This is a genomic window from Candidatus Rokuibacteriota bacterium, from assembly GCA_016209385.1.
In the GTDB taxonomy this organism is placed as follows: Bacteria; Methylomirabilota; Methylomirabilia; order Rokubacteriales; family CSP1-6; genus JACQWB01.
Map to the genome: position 1 here is coordinate 1 of JACQWB010000194.1, position 12,996 is coordinate 12,996.

Sequence of the window (12,996 nt, forward strand, 5' to 3'; positions counted from 1 at the left end):
CGCTGGTCCTGGGCTCGACCGGCAACCTGGCCAGGCAGATCGAGCACGGTGCGCCGGCGGATGTCTTCTTTGCCGCCGACCAGGGCTTTGTCGAGCGGCTCGTGGCCAGGGGGTTCCTCATCGCTGAGACCCAGACTCTCTACGCCCAGGGGCGGATCGTCCTCGCGACGTCGAGGCGCTCCGGGCCCAAGCTCACCGAGCTCCGCGCCCTCCTCGATCCGAAGATCAGGCACGTGGCTATCGCGAACCCGTCGCACGCCCCGTACGGCAGAGCGGCGGAGGAGGCGCTGAGAAAGGTCGGGATCTGGGAGGCGATCAAGCCCAAGCTGATCTACGGCGAGAATATCCGTCACGCGTTGCAGTTCATCCAGACCGGGGCCGTCGAAGCCGGGATCGTGGCGCTCTCGATCGCGGACGTGCCGGAGGTCGACTGGACGCTGCTCGACGCCGCGCTCCATGCGCCCCTGAACCAGACCGTGGCGGTGGTGAGGCGGAGCCCCCGACCCGAGCTGGGGCTGGCCTTCATCCACTTCACCAGCGGGCCTGAGGGCCGGCCGATCATGAAGCGCTACGGTTTCTTGCTCCCCGGGGAGTTTTGAGCGTGGACCTCTTCCCGCTGTGGCTCTCGCTCCGCGTGTCCGTCACGGCAACCGTGTTAACGCTTCTGATCGGGATCCCCGTGGCGTGGCTGCTCGCGCGGCGGCGCTTTCCGGGTCGGGAGCTGCTCGAGGTGGTCGTCGTGTTCCCGCTGGTCCTGCCGCCGACGGTCGTCGGCTACTACCTGCTGGTCGTGATCGGCGCTCAGGGGCCGGTCGGTCAGGCGCTGGCCGCCGTGGGCCTCGAGCTCGCGTTCACCTGGAAGGCCGCGGTCCTCGCGGCCTCGGTTGGCTCGATCGCGCTGCTCATCAAGTCGGCCCAGGCCGGGTTCGAGACGGTGGACCAGCGGCTCGAGCAGGCGGCGCGGACCCTCGGGCGCTCGGAGTGGAGCATCTTCTGGGTGGTGACGCTGCCGCTCGCGTGGCGGTCGATCCTGGCGGGAACGGTGCTGGCATTCTGCCGCGCGCTGGGGGAATTCGGGATCACGCTCATGGTGGCGGGGAGCATCCCGGGGAAGACCCAGACCCTCCCCCTGGCGATCTACGACCGTGTCCAGGCCAACCAGATGGCCGAGGCCAACGCGCTCGCGCTGATCGCGATCGGCGTCGTGACGGTCTTGCTCTTCGGCCTGAGCCGGCTGGCGCGGCTCCGGTACTGAGGGCGCGCGATGGTTTCCCTGTCCGTCACGAAGCGCCTCCCCGGGTTCACGCTCGACGTGAGCTGGGAGGCCGATGAGCCGGTCGTGGCCCTCTTCGGCCCCTCGGGCGCGGGGAAAACTCTGACGCTCCAGTGCCTCTCTGGCCTCGTGCGGCCGGATCGGGGGCGCATCGCGCTCAACGACCGCGTCTTCTTCGACAGCGCGGCCGGCATCGATCTTCCGCCCCAGCTCCGACGGCTCGGCTACGTCTTTCAGGGCTACGCCCTCTTCCCCCACCTGACCGTGGTGGAAAACGTTGCGTTCGGCCTCAAGGGCCGTTCGCGAGTGGAGCGTCTGAGCCGGACCGGCGAGGTGCTCGAGCGGCTCGGCCTCGCCGACCTCGGGCGGCGCTACCCCTCGGAGCTCTCCGGCGGCCAGCAGCAGCGCGTCGCCCTGGGCCGGGCGCTGGCGGTGGATCCCGACCTCCTCCTGCTCGACGAGCCGCTCTCGGCCCTCGATGCCCCGCTCCGCCGCCAGCTCCGCCAGGAGCTGGGACAGGTCATCCGCGAGTGGGGGAAGGCCACGGTGCTGGTGACCCACGATCTGTCCGAAGCCTACCAGCTCGCCGATCGCGTTGTGGTGTACGAGGGTGGGCGCGTCCTCCAGACCGCGCCGAAGTCCGAGCTCCTCTGGCAGCCGACGTCGGAGCGGGTGGCGCGGCTGATCGGGGTGCGGAACCTCCTCAGGGGCACCGTTGCCAAGGCGACTCCCGAGATCATCCAGATCCGCTGGCGCGGCCAGACGCTCGAAGCTGTGAACTCCCCTGCGCGCTTGTACTTGCCGCCGCCCGGCAGTCCGCTTGCCTTCTTCATACGCTCGGAGTACGTGCGCCTCATCAGGAAAGACCGTCCCGGCCCTGACCCCGGCCACCACATGAACCTGATGGAAGGCCAGGTAGTGGGCGAGGAGGATCAGGGCACCACGTGGACGCTGTTCTTCAGGCTGGACGCCCCCGGGGAGCCGAGCCAGGGGGCGTACGATCTCGAGGTCGAGGTGCCGAAGCTGGTCTACGAGATTTTAGAAATTGCGCGGGCCAGGCGCTGGCAGGTCTCCATCCACCGGGGCTCCATCCAGGTGCTCCCGTCCGAATGAGACGGCGCGCGCTACTCTACTGGCCCCGGCTTATTCGAGCGCCGGCTTTGCCGGCGCAAGCCATGGGGGAGGCCTCGGAGGGGGCCGTCGCGGCCCCCTCCGACAGTAAATGAGCGGCACGGGCTCCCCCGTCGTCGAGCTGTCCGCGGTCCGGATCGGCTACGCCGGCGCATTCACGCTCAGGGTTCCCGCCCTCGAGGTTCGCGCGGGCGAGATCCTGGCGGTGATCGGTCCCAACGGGGCCGGCAAGTCCACGCTGCTCAGAGTGATCGGGCTCCTCGAGGCTCCCGCGGCCGGCCAGGTCAGATTCAAGGGCGAGCCGGTCGGGAGGGGAGGCCTTCTCACGATCCGGCGCGAGATGGCGAGCGTTTTCCAGGACCCGCTCCTGGTCAGCGGCACCGTCTTCGAGAACGTGGCCCTCGGCCTGAGGTTCCGTCGTGTCGCGCCGGCGGAGGTCGAAGCACGGGTTCGGGCCTGGCTCGACAGGTTCGGCATCGCCCACCTGACCGGTCGCCAGGCGCGCACGCTCTCGGGCGGCGAGGCCCAGCGGACGGCGCTCGCGCGGGCGCTCGTCCTGCAGCCCGAGCTCCTGCTGCTGGACGAGCCGTTCGCCGCGCTCGACCAGCCGACCCGCGAGGCGTTGATCGAGGAGCTGGCGAGGATCCTCCGCGAGGAGCTGACCACCACCGTCCTCGTGACCCACGACCGCTGGGAGGCGCTGGCGCTCGCCGACCGTGTCGCGGTCATGATGCGGGGCGAGATCCTCCAGGTCGACGAGGCCTCCCGGCTGTTCCGGGCCCCGGCCTCCGAGGAGATCGCCCGGTTCGTCGGCGTGGAGACGATCCTGGACTGCCGCGTGCTCTCGTACCGCGCCGGCGTGGCGATCGTGGATGCGGAGGGGCAGAAGCTCGAGGTGGCGGCCGAGGTCGCTCCGGGTGAGCGGGTCAGGCTCTGCCTCAGGCCCGAGGACGTGACGCTCCTGACCCCAGGCGTTCCGCTGCCCGCGTCGAGCTCCCGGAACCAGCTGGCGGGGACCATCACGCGGCTCCTTCCCGTCAGCGTCTATGTCAGGGCGGTGGTCGATTGCGGCTTCCCGCTGGTCGCGCTGGTGACGCACCGCTCGGTGGAGGAGCTCGGGCTCACGGAAGGGGTGCCCGTCATCGCCGCCTTCAAGGCGACGGCGCCTCACGTGATCCGCCACGGGCGCTAGCGCCGGAGGAAGCGCGATGAACCCTCAGAAGGCCGCGGAGCTGCTGGAGAAGTGGGGTGACAAGTCCTGTGATCACCTTGATGTTGACCGCCTGGGGATGCACACAGGCCTCGAGGCTTGCACCCAGTGCGGTCGAATCATCACCCGGGACAAGCAGGGGAAGCCGGTTCCCCACAAGCAGACCACCTGAGGGCGGTCTGCTTGACAGGAAACCGCGAGTTCTGCTATAAGAGAGCCATCGCGTAGGAGGCCGAACTGAAAAGGGAGGCCCGAGTGCCGCGGAACCGCACACATCGCTCTGAAGGCCAGCGCCAGACGGTCGCTGGCCTGCGTTGTTTTATGAGGCCGGTCACGTCAAGGAGGCTTGAATGTCAGACCGTGACACCTTGATTGAGCGACTTACCGCCGAGAACGACGAGTTCCGGAAGCTCCGGGAAGAGCATCGCGGTTACGAGCACGAGCTCGAGGAGCTGCAGGCCCGGCCGTTCCTCTCGGCGGATCAGCAGTGGCGGGCCAGCGAGCTGAAGAAGCTCAAGTTGATGGCCAAGGACCGGATGGAGGCCATCATCCGCCGGGCCCGTCAGACCTCCTCCTCTCAGGCGACGGCCTGAGCTAACCTCCGGCGTCGCTCATGGCGCCTTCGCGGGGGGAGTCCCCCTTCGGAGGGCTCTCCCACCTCACCCCGCAAGGGGACGCGCGCATGGTGGACGTCACGCCCAAGCCGGAGACTGCCCGCGAGGCCGTGGCCCGGGTCATCCTCCGCATGAAACCCGCGACGCTGGCCGCGGTCAAGGCCGGGCAGGTGGCGAAGGGCGACGTCCTCGGCGTGGCGCGGACCGCCGGGATCCTCGCGGCGAAACGAACGCCCGACCTCATCCCGCTCGCTCACCCGCTCAGGCTCACCGGCGTGGATGTGACCTTTGCCCTGGACCCAAGGCGCTCGACCCTCACGATCGAAACGCGCGTCAGGACCGTGGACAAGACCGGCGTCGAGATGGAAGCGCTCACCGCTGCGGCGGTGGCCGGGCTCACCGTCTACGACATGGTGAAGGCCGTGGACAAGGGCGTCGTCCTCACCGACCTCTGCCTCCTGGAGAAGTCTGGCGGGAAGAGCGGGGCGTGGCGGCGGAAGGCCGTCCGCGAGGTCGCCGGCGGCCGTCGGGCTCAGCCATGAACACGGCCCTGATCTATTCCGAGCAGTACGGCCGCTTCGACTACGGGCCGACGCACCCCCTCAGGATGGAGCGGCTTGGCCTCACCTGGCGGCTCATGGAAGCGTACGGTCTCACGACGCTGCCCCACGCCAAGGTCCTGGCCCCCGAGCCTGCCGCTGAGGCGATCATCGAGCGCTTCCACACCCGGGAGTACCTGGAGGTCCTCAAGGCCGTGAGCGCGGGCCTCCAGGTTCCGGGAGCCGCGCGCTACGGCCTGGGCTACGGGGACAACCCGGTCTTCCCCGGCGTGTGGGACGTCTCGTGCCTGGTCGCGGGCGGCTCGCTCCTCGCGGCCAAGCTGGTGGCGGAGGGCGAGATCGAGCGCGCCTTCCATTTCGCCGGCGGCCTCCACCACGCGATGCCCGCCCGGGCCTCGGGCTTCTGCTACATCGACGACCCGGTGCTGGCGATCCTGGCGCTCCGCGAGCGCGGCTGGCGCGTGGCCTACGTCGACATCGACGCGCACCACGGCGACGGCGTCCAGTTCGCCTTTTACCGGGATCCCGGCGTCCTCACGATCTCAACCCACGAGAGGGGCGACCGTCTCTTCCCCGGCACCGGTTTCGTCGAGGAGCTGGGCGAGGGACCGGGCCGCGGCTACGCGGTGAACCTCCCTCTGGAGGCGTTCACCGACGACGAGGTCTATGCGGAGGGGTTCGAGGCGGTGGTCCCGCCGCTGGTCCGGGCGTTCGCGCCCGACGTGGTCGTGGCGCAGCTCGGGATCGACTCCCACCGCACCGATCCGTTGACCCATCTCGCGCTCTCGGTCCAGGGGTTCGCGCGCACCGTGAAGCGGATCGTCGAGCTGGCCCCGCGGCTCGTCGCCCTCGGCGGCGGCGGTTACGATCTCGCCAACGTCGCCCGGGCCTGGAGCGCGGCCTGGGCGGTGCTGAACGGGATCGAGCTGTCGCCCGAGCTGCCGGCGTTGGCCCGCCCGGAGCTGGCTCGTTTCGGCTTCCGCGACGGCTCGCTCTGGGATCCGCCCGCCGCGCTCCCCGGCGACACCCGGCGCGAGACCCTGGAGTACGCCCGCCGCCAGGTGGAGGCGATCCGGCGGACGATCTTCCCGCTTCATGGCCTAGTTTGAGACTTCGCAGGTCCGGGTGCGTATAATTGGTCAGAGAATATGGGTCATGAGTAAGAGAACTCGCTCAGCCGGTCTCCGCCCAAAGGAGCGCATTAACATTGGTCAGCGCATTGTCGAGGCGTGGTTTGATACAGTAATCAATCCGGTGCTTCGCTCACTCGAGGTGGAAGATGCATCCTTGAGCAAAAAAATTGGACCTGGCGGTTTAGGCCAGCGCGGTTCGAACTACTACCCCATGTACGGGCGTCTATCGAAGTTGCGGCTAGAGACAATCTGGACCAGTTCCTTGGGTTTTATCCAGATGCCAGGAGTGCCGTGGAGGATCACGACAGGAAGCTGGCGTTGCTCTTGGAGAAATGCAAAGGACTTCACTCCGAGATCGAGAACAGTCCTGAATTGCATGAGCTTTATCGAAGGGTCACAACCCAGGAGTGTCTTTCAGAGATCGGAGCAACCTTGACAGATCTATTTGGAGCGTATCCCGAATCGGATCATCTCGCGCTTCTCGCCCAACACGTCGTGAACAACACGAATGATCTTCCTGGCTACTATTCCACGGCACGGCTCTGGAACAAGTACAAGGGCGAGTTTATGGCGGTGGTGAGCCGCTCTTCGATGAAAGGTCATCACCAGGCAACGATAAAAGCCGGAGAGGAAGTATTACGGAGCGTGAACCGACTTCTCGGGGTATTGAAGGAAAAAAGGCAGCAGCTTTCACTTGAATATGATGTACCGTACGTATCTGGCAGCAGGATCACTGCGGGTTAGGACCAGCGCGTTGGATGGTCATGCTCAAAGCGGTAGTGGATACAGGGCCGCTATTCACGATGCTCACCGTGAACTATGTCCAGGTGACCGGGATAACGGATGAGAAGCGACGTTCGATCCTGGGCAAGGTGGTTAGTGGTGATGTTTTACGCATTCCTACGTTTGAGGAAGGATATCGGGGACTGTTCGATAGTATCGGGAGGCTTCTCACAACGTCCCATGTGGTGGGGGAACTGCAGGGTCTGGAGAACGGACGTCTGAAATTGTACGGAGACAAGTTGGGGAAGTTTTGGTCATCTGCTTTGGAGTTCCTAGGGCGGAAGAACGTTGAAGAGCGATTGGTGGCATTGGTCGCTATGCATGCGCAACCGGTACTGCGTGATGCGATTTGTTTGGTGGGACCGACTGATACTGGATTGGTTGATCTGGCCCGTAAGGAGGGTTGTGCTCTTTTTACGGACGACCGCCGGACGCTCGCGCCACCGGCGTGGCGGAATGGTGTAGATTGCCGACTCGTGAGCCAGTTGATTGGAACTGATTAACCAGGCGAGTGAGTCGGGTTTGGGAGCAGGTGCGTGTTAACCATGCGCGGAGTGCTGATCACGATCGAGGGGATCGAGGGGTCGGGGAAGACGACCCAGTGCCGGATGCTCGCCGACTGGCTGCGCGCCCGGGGGCACGTTGTCCGTGAGACGAGCGAGCCCGACGGGACCCGGCTCGGCGAGATGGTCCGCGCGTTTTTCGCGACCGACCGCCCGGCTCCAACCCCGCTCGCCGAGGTCTTTCTCTTCCTCGCGGCGCGGCAGCAGCACGTCAGCGAGGTCATTCGGCCGGCCCTGGAGCGAGGCGAGGTCGTGCTTTGCGACCGCTACGCCGACGCCACCATGGCTTACCAGGGCTACGGTCGGGGAGTGGACCGGCGCCTCATCCGGGAGCTGAACGCGCTGGCGACCGGCGGGCTACGGCCGGACCGCACGCTCCTCCTGGACCTTCCCGCCGAGGTCGGCCTCGCGCGGCTTTCCGGCAAAGCCCTGGATGCCTTTGAGCGGATGGACGTGACCTTCCACGGGCGGGTGCGGCAGGGCTACCTCGAGATCGCGCTGGAGGAGCCCGAGCGGGTCGTGAGGCTCCGGGCTGACCAGCCGGTCGAAGCGCTTCAGGCCGAAGTCCGGGCCGCGGTCGAGAAGCTCTTCCAGGGCCGGGAGGTGCCCGCATGATGCCGGGCGCCATCCGCGGACACGCAGCGGCCATTGAACTGCTCGAGCGCGCCTTCGCCCTGGATCGGGTCGCTCACGCCTATGCCTTTGTCGGGCCCTCGGGCGTCGGGCGAAAGCTGACCGCGCTGGCCTTTGCCCGCTCGCTCCTCTGCCCCTCGCGCCCCTCACCCCACCTCTTCCCACCGGGGAGAGGAGAAGAAATGGGGGGCACCGGAGGGAGAGAGGGCGGGGTGAGGGGGCTAATGGGCGGGTGCGGGAGCTGTTCGGCCTGTCGGCGCGTGGAGGCCGGGACTCACCCCGACTGCCAGCTCATCGCGCCGGATGGTCAGAACATCAAGATCGAGCAGATCCGCCAGCTCGAGCGGCTGGCCGCGCTCACGCCGCACCAGGGCCCGCGAAAGATCTTCATCCTCGACGAGGCAGAGCGAATGCTCCCGGTGACGGCGAACGCGCTCCTCAAGACGCTCGAGGAGCCACCGGACCGGACAGTGCTCGTCCTGATCCTGTCGCAGGCCAGGGCGCTCCCGCCCACAGTGCTCTCGCGCTGTCAGGTCGTGCGGTTCGCGCCGCTGTCGGAGGCCGAGGCCGTCGCAGTGCTGCGTGAACACGGTGTGGACGAGGCGACGGCACGCTTCCTGGCCCGCGCCTGTCAGGGGCGGGTCGGGCTGGTCCTGGCGGGGGACGCCCGGGCGTGGCGCCAGCGGCGGGACGGTGCGCTGGGAGTCCTGCAGCAAATCAGCGCCGGCGACGGTGACGTGCTCCTGGACGCCGTGGAGGCGGTGGGCCGTGACAGGACCCAGGTCCAGGAGTTCATCGAGGCGGTCTGGCTCTGGCACCGTGACCTCCTCTGCGCCAAGGCGGGTGGCGATGCGCGGCTCCTGGTCTCGGGCGACCGCGAGGTCGAGCTGTCCCGGGCCGGCGCGGCGGCCTCGTGGGAGGCGATCCTCGGGGCCCTCGTCGCGTGCCGTGACGCCTGGCAGGCGCTTCAGGGGAACGTGTCCCCGCGGCTGACCCTCGAAGTGCTGCTCAGCCGCCTCGTCCCGAAGGCGGCGTGAGGATGTGATCATGGACGAGACCAGCGGACCAGTCGAGACCGCGACGCAGTACCTGATCGGCGTCAGGCTCCGTGAACCGGTCAGCGCCAACGACTACCTCGTCGAAGAGCTGGAGCTCCACGTGGGCGATTTCTGCGTGGTGGAGATCCCCAACGGCACGGCCGTCGGCGAGGTCCGGCGTCCCAGGCGCCCCGTCCCGGAGTTCAAGCGGGACCGGGCGTTCCCGCGGGTGGTCCGCGCCGCCACCCCGCAGGAGGTCCAGGGCTGGAAGGAGCGCCGGGAGCGCGAGAAGAAGTCCCGCGAGACCGTCCAGGCCAAGGCGCAGCGGCGCGGGCTCAAGATGAAGGTCGTGGACGTGGAGGTCCAGCCCGACGGCCGGAAGGTGATGGTGATGTTCTTCGCCGAGGAGCGCGTGGACTTCCGCGAGCTGGTGCGCGAGCTGGCGCGCGAGTTCCGCACGCGGATCGAGATGCGCCAGATCGGCGCCCGCGACGTCACCAAGGTCATGGACGGGATCGGGCCATGCGGCCGCCAGCTCTGCTGTTCCTCCTACCTGAGGAAGTTCGAGCCGATCGCGGTCAAGATGGCCAAGGCGCAGGACATGCCGCTCACCGACAGCCGGCTCCTGGGCAACTGCGGTCGGCTGAAGTGCTGCCTGCTGTACGAGTTCTCGATGTACGAGGAGCTTCGCTCGCGCCTCCCGCGGGTGGGCTCGGCGTGCCAGGCCGAGTGCGGGGGAGGCGGCTGCATGCAGGGAAAGGTCAAGGGTCTGCGCGTGCTCAAGGAGAGCGTCCTGGTGAGCTTCGCTGACGGGACGGAGGCCGAAGTGCCGCTGGAACAGCTGACCTGGGAGGGGCGGCCCCACGTCAAGCCCTTGGAGTGATCTGTCCTGATAGCGCAGCGGACGTTCTACCTCACGACCCCGATCTACTATGTGAACGCGGCCCCACACCTGGGCCACGCGTACACGACCATCATCGCCGACGCCATGTGTCGCTACCGGCGGCTGGCCGGCGACCGCGTCTATTTCCTCACCGGCACCGACGAGCACGGCGACAAGATCGCCCAGGCCGCGACCGCCTCCGGGGTCACGCCCCAGGCCTTCACCGAGGAGATCTCGACCGCCTACCGGGAGACCTGGCAGCGGCTGGGCATCACCAACGACGACTTCATCCGGACCACGGAGGAACGGCACAAGCGAGTCGTGCAGACCATTCTCCAGAAGCTCTACGACGCGAGGGAGATCTACTTCGGCGAGTACGGCGGGAACTACTGCTTCGGCTGCGAGCGCTTCTACACCGACAAGGAGCTCCAGGAGGGCAAGTGCCCGGACCACCAGACCCCGCCCACGTTCATCAAGGAGCAGAACTACTTCTTCCGGATGAGCCGCTACCAGGAGTGGGTCATTCGGTACATCGGGGAGCACCCCGATTTCATCCGGCCGGAGCGCTACCGGAACGAGATCCTGGCCTTCCTCCGCACGCCGCTGGAGGACCTCTGCATCAGCCGCCCGAGGAGCCGCCTCCAGTGGGGGATCCCGCTCCCGTTCGATGACAAGTTCGTCACCTACGTGTGGTTCGACGCGCTGATCAACTACGTCTCAGCGCTGGGCGGGTCGGGTGCCGAGAAGTTCGAGGCGTTCTGGCCTCACGCCCAGCATCTCATCGCCAAGGACATCCTGAAGCCCCACGGGATCTACTGGCCCACCATGCTGGAGGCCGCCGGGCTCCCCATCTACCAGCACCTGAACGTGCACGGGTACTGGACAGTGAACGGCCAGAAGATGTCCAAGAGCCTGGGGAACTTCGTGGAGCCCCTGCCCATGCAGGAGAAGTACGGGGAGGCCTTCCGCTATTTCCTGCTGCGCGAGTCGGTCTTCGGTCTGGACTCGGACTTCAGCGAGCCCGCTCTGGTCGGCCGGCTCAACGCCGATCTCGCCAACGACCTCGGCAACCTGGTGAGCCGGGCCACGACGCTTATCGTCAACTTCGCCGGCGGGGCCGTCCCGAGGCCGGGCCCCGACACTGCCCAGGAGTCGGAGCTCAGGGCGTCGCTCGAGAAGGCCCGGGGCGAGGTCCACGAGGCGATGGAGGAGTTCGCCTTCCAGCGGGCGCTGGCCGCAATCTGGGAGTTCATCGGTGTGGTGAACCGCTATGTGGATTCCACCGCTCCGTGGGCCGTGGCCAAGGATGCGGCCAGGCGCGAGCGGCTCCACACGGTGCTCTACACCCTCGCCGAGTCCCTCAGGTGTCTCGCGATCCTGCTCGCCGCCTTCGTTCCGACTACGAGCCAACGAATCCGGACGACGATAGGCCTGCGGGATACCCCGATGAGTCTCGATGACCTGGTCTGGGGCAAACTCGCTATAGGAACGCGAGTGGAAAAAGCTCCTGCCCTATTCCCTCGGGTTGTCGCGCCTGTGGGCATCCCTTCGGAGGAAGCGTTCGGGAAACCGGCCATTGTGGTCTCCCCTCCGGCTACGAAAGGGACTGGCTCAGCCGAGTCGGCCCGACCCCGCATCAGCCCGGAAGAATTCGCTAGGATGGATCTGAGGGTCGCGGAGGTCATCGCTGCGGAGCGGGTGGAGAAATCCCGGAAGCTTCTGAAGCTCACCGTGAAGGTAGGGGCCGAATCCCGCACCCTGGTGGCCGGAATCGCCGAGCACTACGATCCGGCGACACTGGTGGGGAAGAAAGTGGTGATCGTCGCCAACCTGGAGCCGGCGACCCTGATGGGGGTCAGGTCGGACGGCATGGTGCTCGCCGCCGTCGAAGGCTCGGCCCTCGCCCTCGTCACCCTCGATAAGGACATCCCTCCCGGCGCCAAAGTGAAGTGACCTCCTCGCCCTGGCCCCCCCACCCTACCTCTCCCCGCTGGGGAGAGGAGAAGAGGTGAGGGCCACCGTAGGGGGAGAGGATGCAACGTGAGGGTGGGCAGAACACGCTGGGCCGGTGAGAACCACGACCGAGCGTCTGAGAAGCCGCTGGGAGGCGGTGAAGGCGGGCCATGCGCTCGCCCGGTGGGTGGCGCGCTGGGGGATCTCGGTCGGATCGCTCCTGGCAGGCCTTGCCACCCTGTTCGTCTTCAGGCGCGGGCTCCCCGACGTCGGCTGGATCGTCGGCTACCTGATCCTGCTCTGGTTCCTCTTCACGCTCTTCACTCAGATCCGGCAGAGCCTGGAGGGGCGCGGGCGGCGGCTGGTGCTCGCGGCCGGAGACTACACGATCCAGACCCTCTATCATGGTCTCCTGCTCTTCATCCTTCCGGGGTATTACGCCAGCACCACCTTCTCCTCGGTCAACGCCTGGTTCTTTCTCCTGCTGGTCGGGCTCACGCTCCTCACTTCCGTGGATCCGTGGTATGCGGCCGTGGTCCGTCCCCGGCGCTGGGCGCGGTGCGCGCTCTTTGCCGTCGCGTTGTTTGCGGCGCTGAACGTGGCGCTGCCCCTGGTGGGCGTGCTGCCGATCTGGGCGCTGGAGGGGAGCGCGGTCAGCAGCGCCCTGGCCCTGACCCCTGCGCTCCGCCCGCCGGGCGGGAGCTGGAAGGCGGCGTGGCCGCGCGCCGCCGCTCTGGCGGTCCTGGCCGCCCTGCTCCTCGGCTATGTGCGCGCCGGAATCCCTCCGGCCCCCCTCCACCTGGCCCGAGCCATCGCGGCACGGGCCGTGACAGACATGGAGCCTGTGGATCCCTTCGGGGTCGTCTCAGTGGCGCAGCTGGCCGAGTGGGGCGGCATGGTGGCGTACACCGCCGTGTACGCTCCTGTCGGCTTACAGCAACCCATCGCCCACGTCTGGCAGAAAGATGCGCAGCCGGTCGGCACCGTCCCGCTCTCGCCTGTGCGCGGCGGCCGTGCCCAGGGATTCCGCACTTACTCCCAGCGAAGCGACCTCGGTCCGGACCCCGTGGGGCGCTGGACCGTGGACGTGGTCACCGCGTCAGGCCAGCTCATCGGACGGCTCCGCTTCACCGTCACACCCTGACCTTTACTCGGAGGGGGGCTCCGCCCCCCTTCCGATACCTCCCCCCGGGGTTGCGCGGGCGAAGCCCGCGCTCGAAAGG

At 67.5% G+C, this 12,996-nt stretch carries 15 protein-coding genes; all 15 read left to right on the forward strand.

Annotated features, from left to right (window positions below; translation table 11 throughout):
* Positions 1 to 599 (forward strand): molybdate ABC transporter substrate-binding protein (modA, locus tag HY726_13990; protein ID MBI4610106.1); only part of this gene is annotated, 599 nt, incomplete at its 5' end.
* On the forward strand, positions 596 to 1,255 hold the full coding sequence (gene modB / locus HY726_13995) for a molybdate ABC transporter permease subunit (GenBank protein MBI4610107.1): 660 nt from the start codon (positions 596 to 598) through the stop codon (positions 1,253 to 1,255). The genes modA and modB, both read left to right, overlap by 4 nt.
* Before the next feature lie 9 nt (positions 1,256 to 1,264).
* Complete coding sequence (locus tag HY726_14000) at positions 1,265 to 2,386, forward strand: ATP-binding cassette domain-containing protein (GenBank protein ID MBI4610108.1); 1,122 nt, start codon at positions 1,265 to 1,267, stop codon at positions 2,384 to 2,386.
* Between the two features lie 109 nt (positions 2,387 to 2,495).
* Positions 2,496 to 3,596, forward strand: coding sequence for an ABC transporter ATP-binding protein (locus tag HY726_14005; GenBank protein ID MBI4610109.1), 1,101 nt, complete (start codon positions 2,496 to 2,498; stop codon positions 3,594 to 3,596).
* 16 nt (positions 3,597 to 3,612) lie between these two features.
* Positions 3,613 to 3,786: a hypothetical protein gene (locus tag HY726_14010; GenBank protein MBI4610110.1), complete on the forward strand. Its 174-nt coding sequence runs from the start codon at positions 3,613 to 3,615 to the stop codon at positions 3,784 to 3,786.
* A 178-nt stretch (positions 3,787 to 3,964) separates the two neighbouring features.
* On the forward strand, positions 3,965 to 4,207 hold the full coding sequence (locus tag HY726_14015; GenBank protein MBI4610111.1) for a YdcH family protein: 243 nt from the start codon (positions 3,965 to 3,967) through the stop codon (positions 4,205 to 4,207).
* A gap of 20 nt (positions 4,208 to 4,227) precedes the next feature.
* The gene (gene moaC, locus HY726_14020) at positions 4,228 to 4,770 is read left to right on the forward strand and encodes a cyclic pyranopterin monophosphate synthase MoaC (protein ID MBI4610112.1); all 543 of its coding nucleotides are present in this window, start codon (positions 4,228 to 4,230) and stop codon (positions 4,768 to 4,770) included.
* Entirely contained in the window at positions 4,767 to 5,897 is a 1,131-nt protein-coding gene (locus tag HY726_14025) for an acetoin utilization protein AcuC (protein ID MBI4610113.1), read from the forward strand. The genes moaC and HY726_14025 overlap by 4 nt, the downstream gene beginning before the upstream one ends.
* 315 nt (positions 5,898 to 6,212) lie before the next feature.
* Positions 6,213 to 6,665, forward strand: a complete 453-nt coding sequence (locus HY726_14030; protein MBI4610114.1) for a hypothetical protein — start codon at positions 6,213 to 6,215, stop codon at positions 6,663 to 6,665.
* Positions 6,666 to 6,679: 14 nt separating this feature from the next.
* Positions 6,680 to 7,207 (forward strand): hypothetical protein, encoded by a 528-nt coding sequence (locus HY726_14035; GenBank protein MBI4610115.1) that lies wholly within the window; start codon positions 6,680 to 6,682, stop codon positions 7,205 to 7,207.
* 42 nt (positions 7,208 to 7,249) lie between these two features.
* Positions 7,250 to 7,882 carry a dTMP kinase gene (tmk, locus tag HY726_14040; protein MBI4610116.1) on the forward strand — a complete coding sequence of 211 codons (633 nt, stop codon included), beginning with the start codon at positions 7,250 to 7,252 and terminating at the stop codon, positions 7,880 to 7,882.
* Positions 7,879 to 8,937: a DNA polymerase III subunit delta' gene (gene holB, locus HY726_14045; protein MBI4610117.1), complete on the forward strand. Its 1,059-nt coding sequence runs from the start codon at positions 7,879 to 7,881 to the stop codon at positions 8,935 to 8,937. The genes tmk and holB overlap by 4 nt, the downstream gene beginning before the upstream one ends.
* A gap of 10 nt (positions 8,938 to 8,947) precedes the next feature.
* The gene (locus tag HY726_14050) at positions 8,948 to 9,820 is read left to right on the forward strand and encodes a stage 0 sporulation protein (GenBank protein MBI4610118.1); all 873 of its coding nucleotides are present in this window, start codon (positions 8,948 to 8,950) and stop codon (positions 9,818 to 9,820) included.
* Positions 9,821 to 9,829: 9 nt separating this feature from the next.
* A complete protein-coding gene (gene metG / locus HY726_14055) occupies positions 9,830 to 11,773 on the forward strand; it encodes a methionine--tRNA ligase (protein ID MBI4610119.1) in 1,944 nt (647 codons plus the stop codon).
* A 115-nt stretch (positions 11,774 to 11,888) separates the two neighbouring features.
* Positions 11,889 to 12,917 carry a DUF2914 domain-containing protein gene (locus HY726_14060; protein MBI4610120.1) on the forward strand — a complete coding sequence of 343 codons (1,029 nt, stop codon included), beginning with the start codon at positions 11,889 to 11,891 and terminating at the stop codon, positions 12,915 to 12,917.
* Positions 12,918 to 12,996: the final 79 nt, after the last annotated feature.

Excerpts from the sequence above, each read along its gene's own strand:
- HY726_14050 (MBI4610118.1), top strand. The coding sequence starts at position 8,948 with ATGGACGAGACCAGCGGACCAGTCGAGACCGCGACGCAGTACCTGATC.
- moaC (MBI4610112.1), top strand. The coding sequence starts at position 4,228 with ATGGCGCCTTCGCGGGGGGAGTCCCCCTTCGGAGGGCTCTCCCACCTC.
- HY726_14035 (MBI4610115.1), top strand. The coding sequence starts at position 6,680 with ATGGTCATGCTCAAAGCGGTAGTGGATACAGGGCCGCTATTCACGATG.
- HY726_14005 (MBI4610109.1), top strand. The coding sequence starts at position 2,496 with ATGAGCGGCACGGGCTCCCCCGTCGTCGAGCTGTCCGCGGTCCGGATC.
- HY726_14000 (MBI4610108.1), top strand. The coding sequence starts at position 1,265 with ATGGTTTCCCTGTCCGTCACGAAGCGCCTCCCCGGGTTCACGCTCGAC.
- HY726_14025 (MBI4610113.1), top strand. The coding sequence starts at position 4,767 with ATGAACACGGCCCTGATCTATTCCGAGCAGTACGGCCGCTTCGACTAC.
- tmk (MBI4610116.1), top strand. The coding sequence starts at position 7,250 with ATGCGCGGAGTGCTGATCACGATCGAGGGGATCGAGGGGTCGGGGAAG.
- HY726_14010 (MBI4610110.1), top strand. The coding sequence starts at position 3,613 with ATGAACCCTCAGAAGGCCGCGGAGCTGCTGGAGAAGTGGGGTGACAAG.
- HY726_14015 (MBI4610111.1), top strand. The coding sequence starts at position 3,965 with ATGTCAGACCGTGACACCTTGATTGAGCGACTTACCGCCGAGAACGAC.
- holB (MBI4610117.1), top strand. The coding sequence starts at position 7,879 with ATGATGCCGGGCGCCATCCGCGGACACGCAGCGGCCATTGAACTGCTC.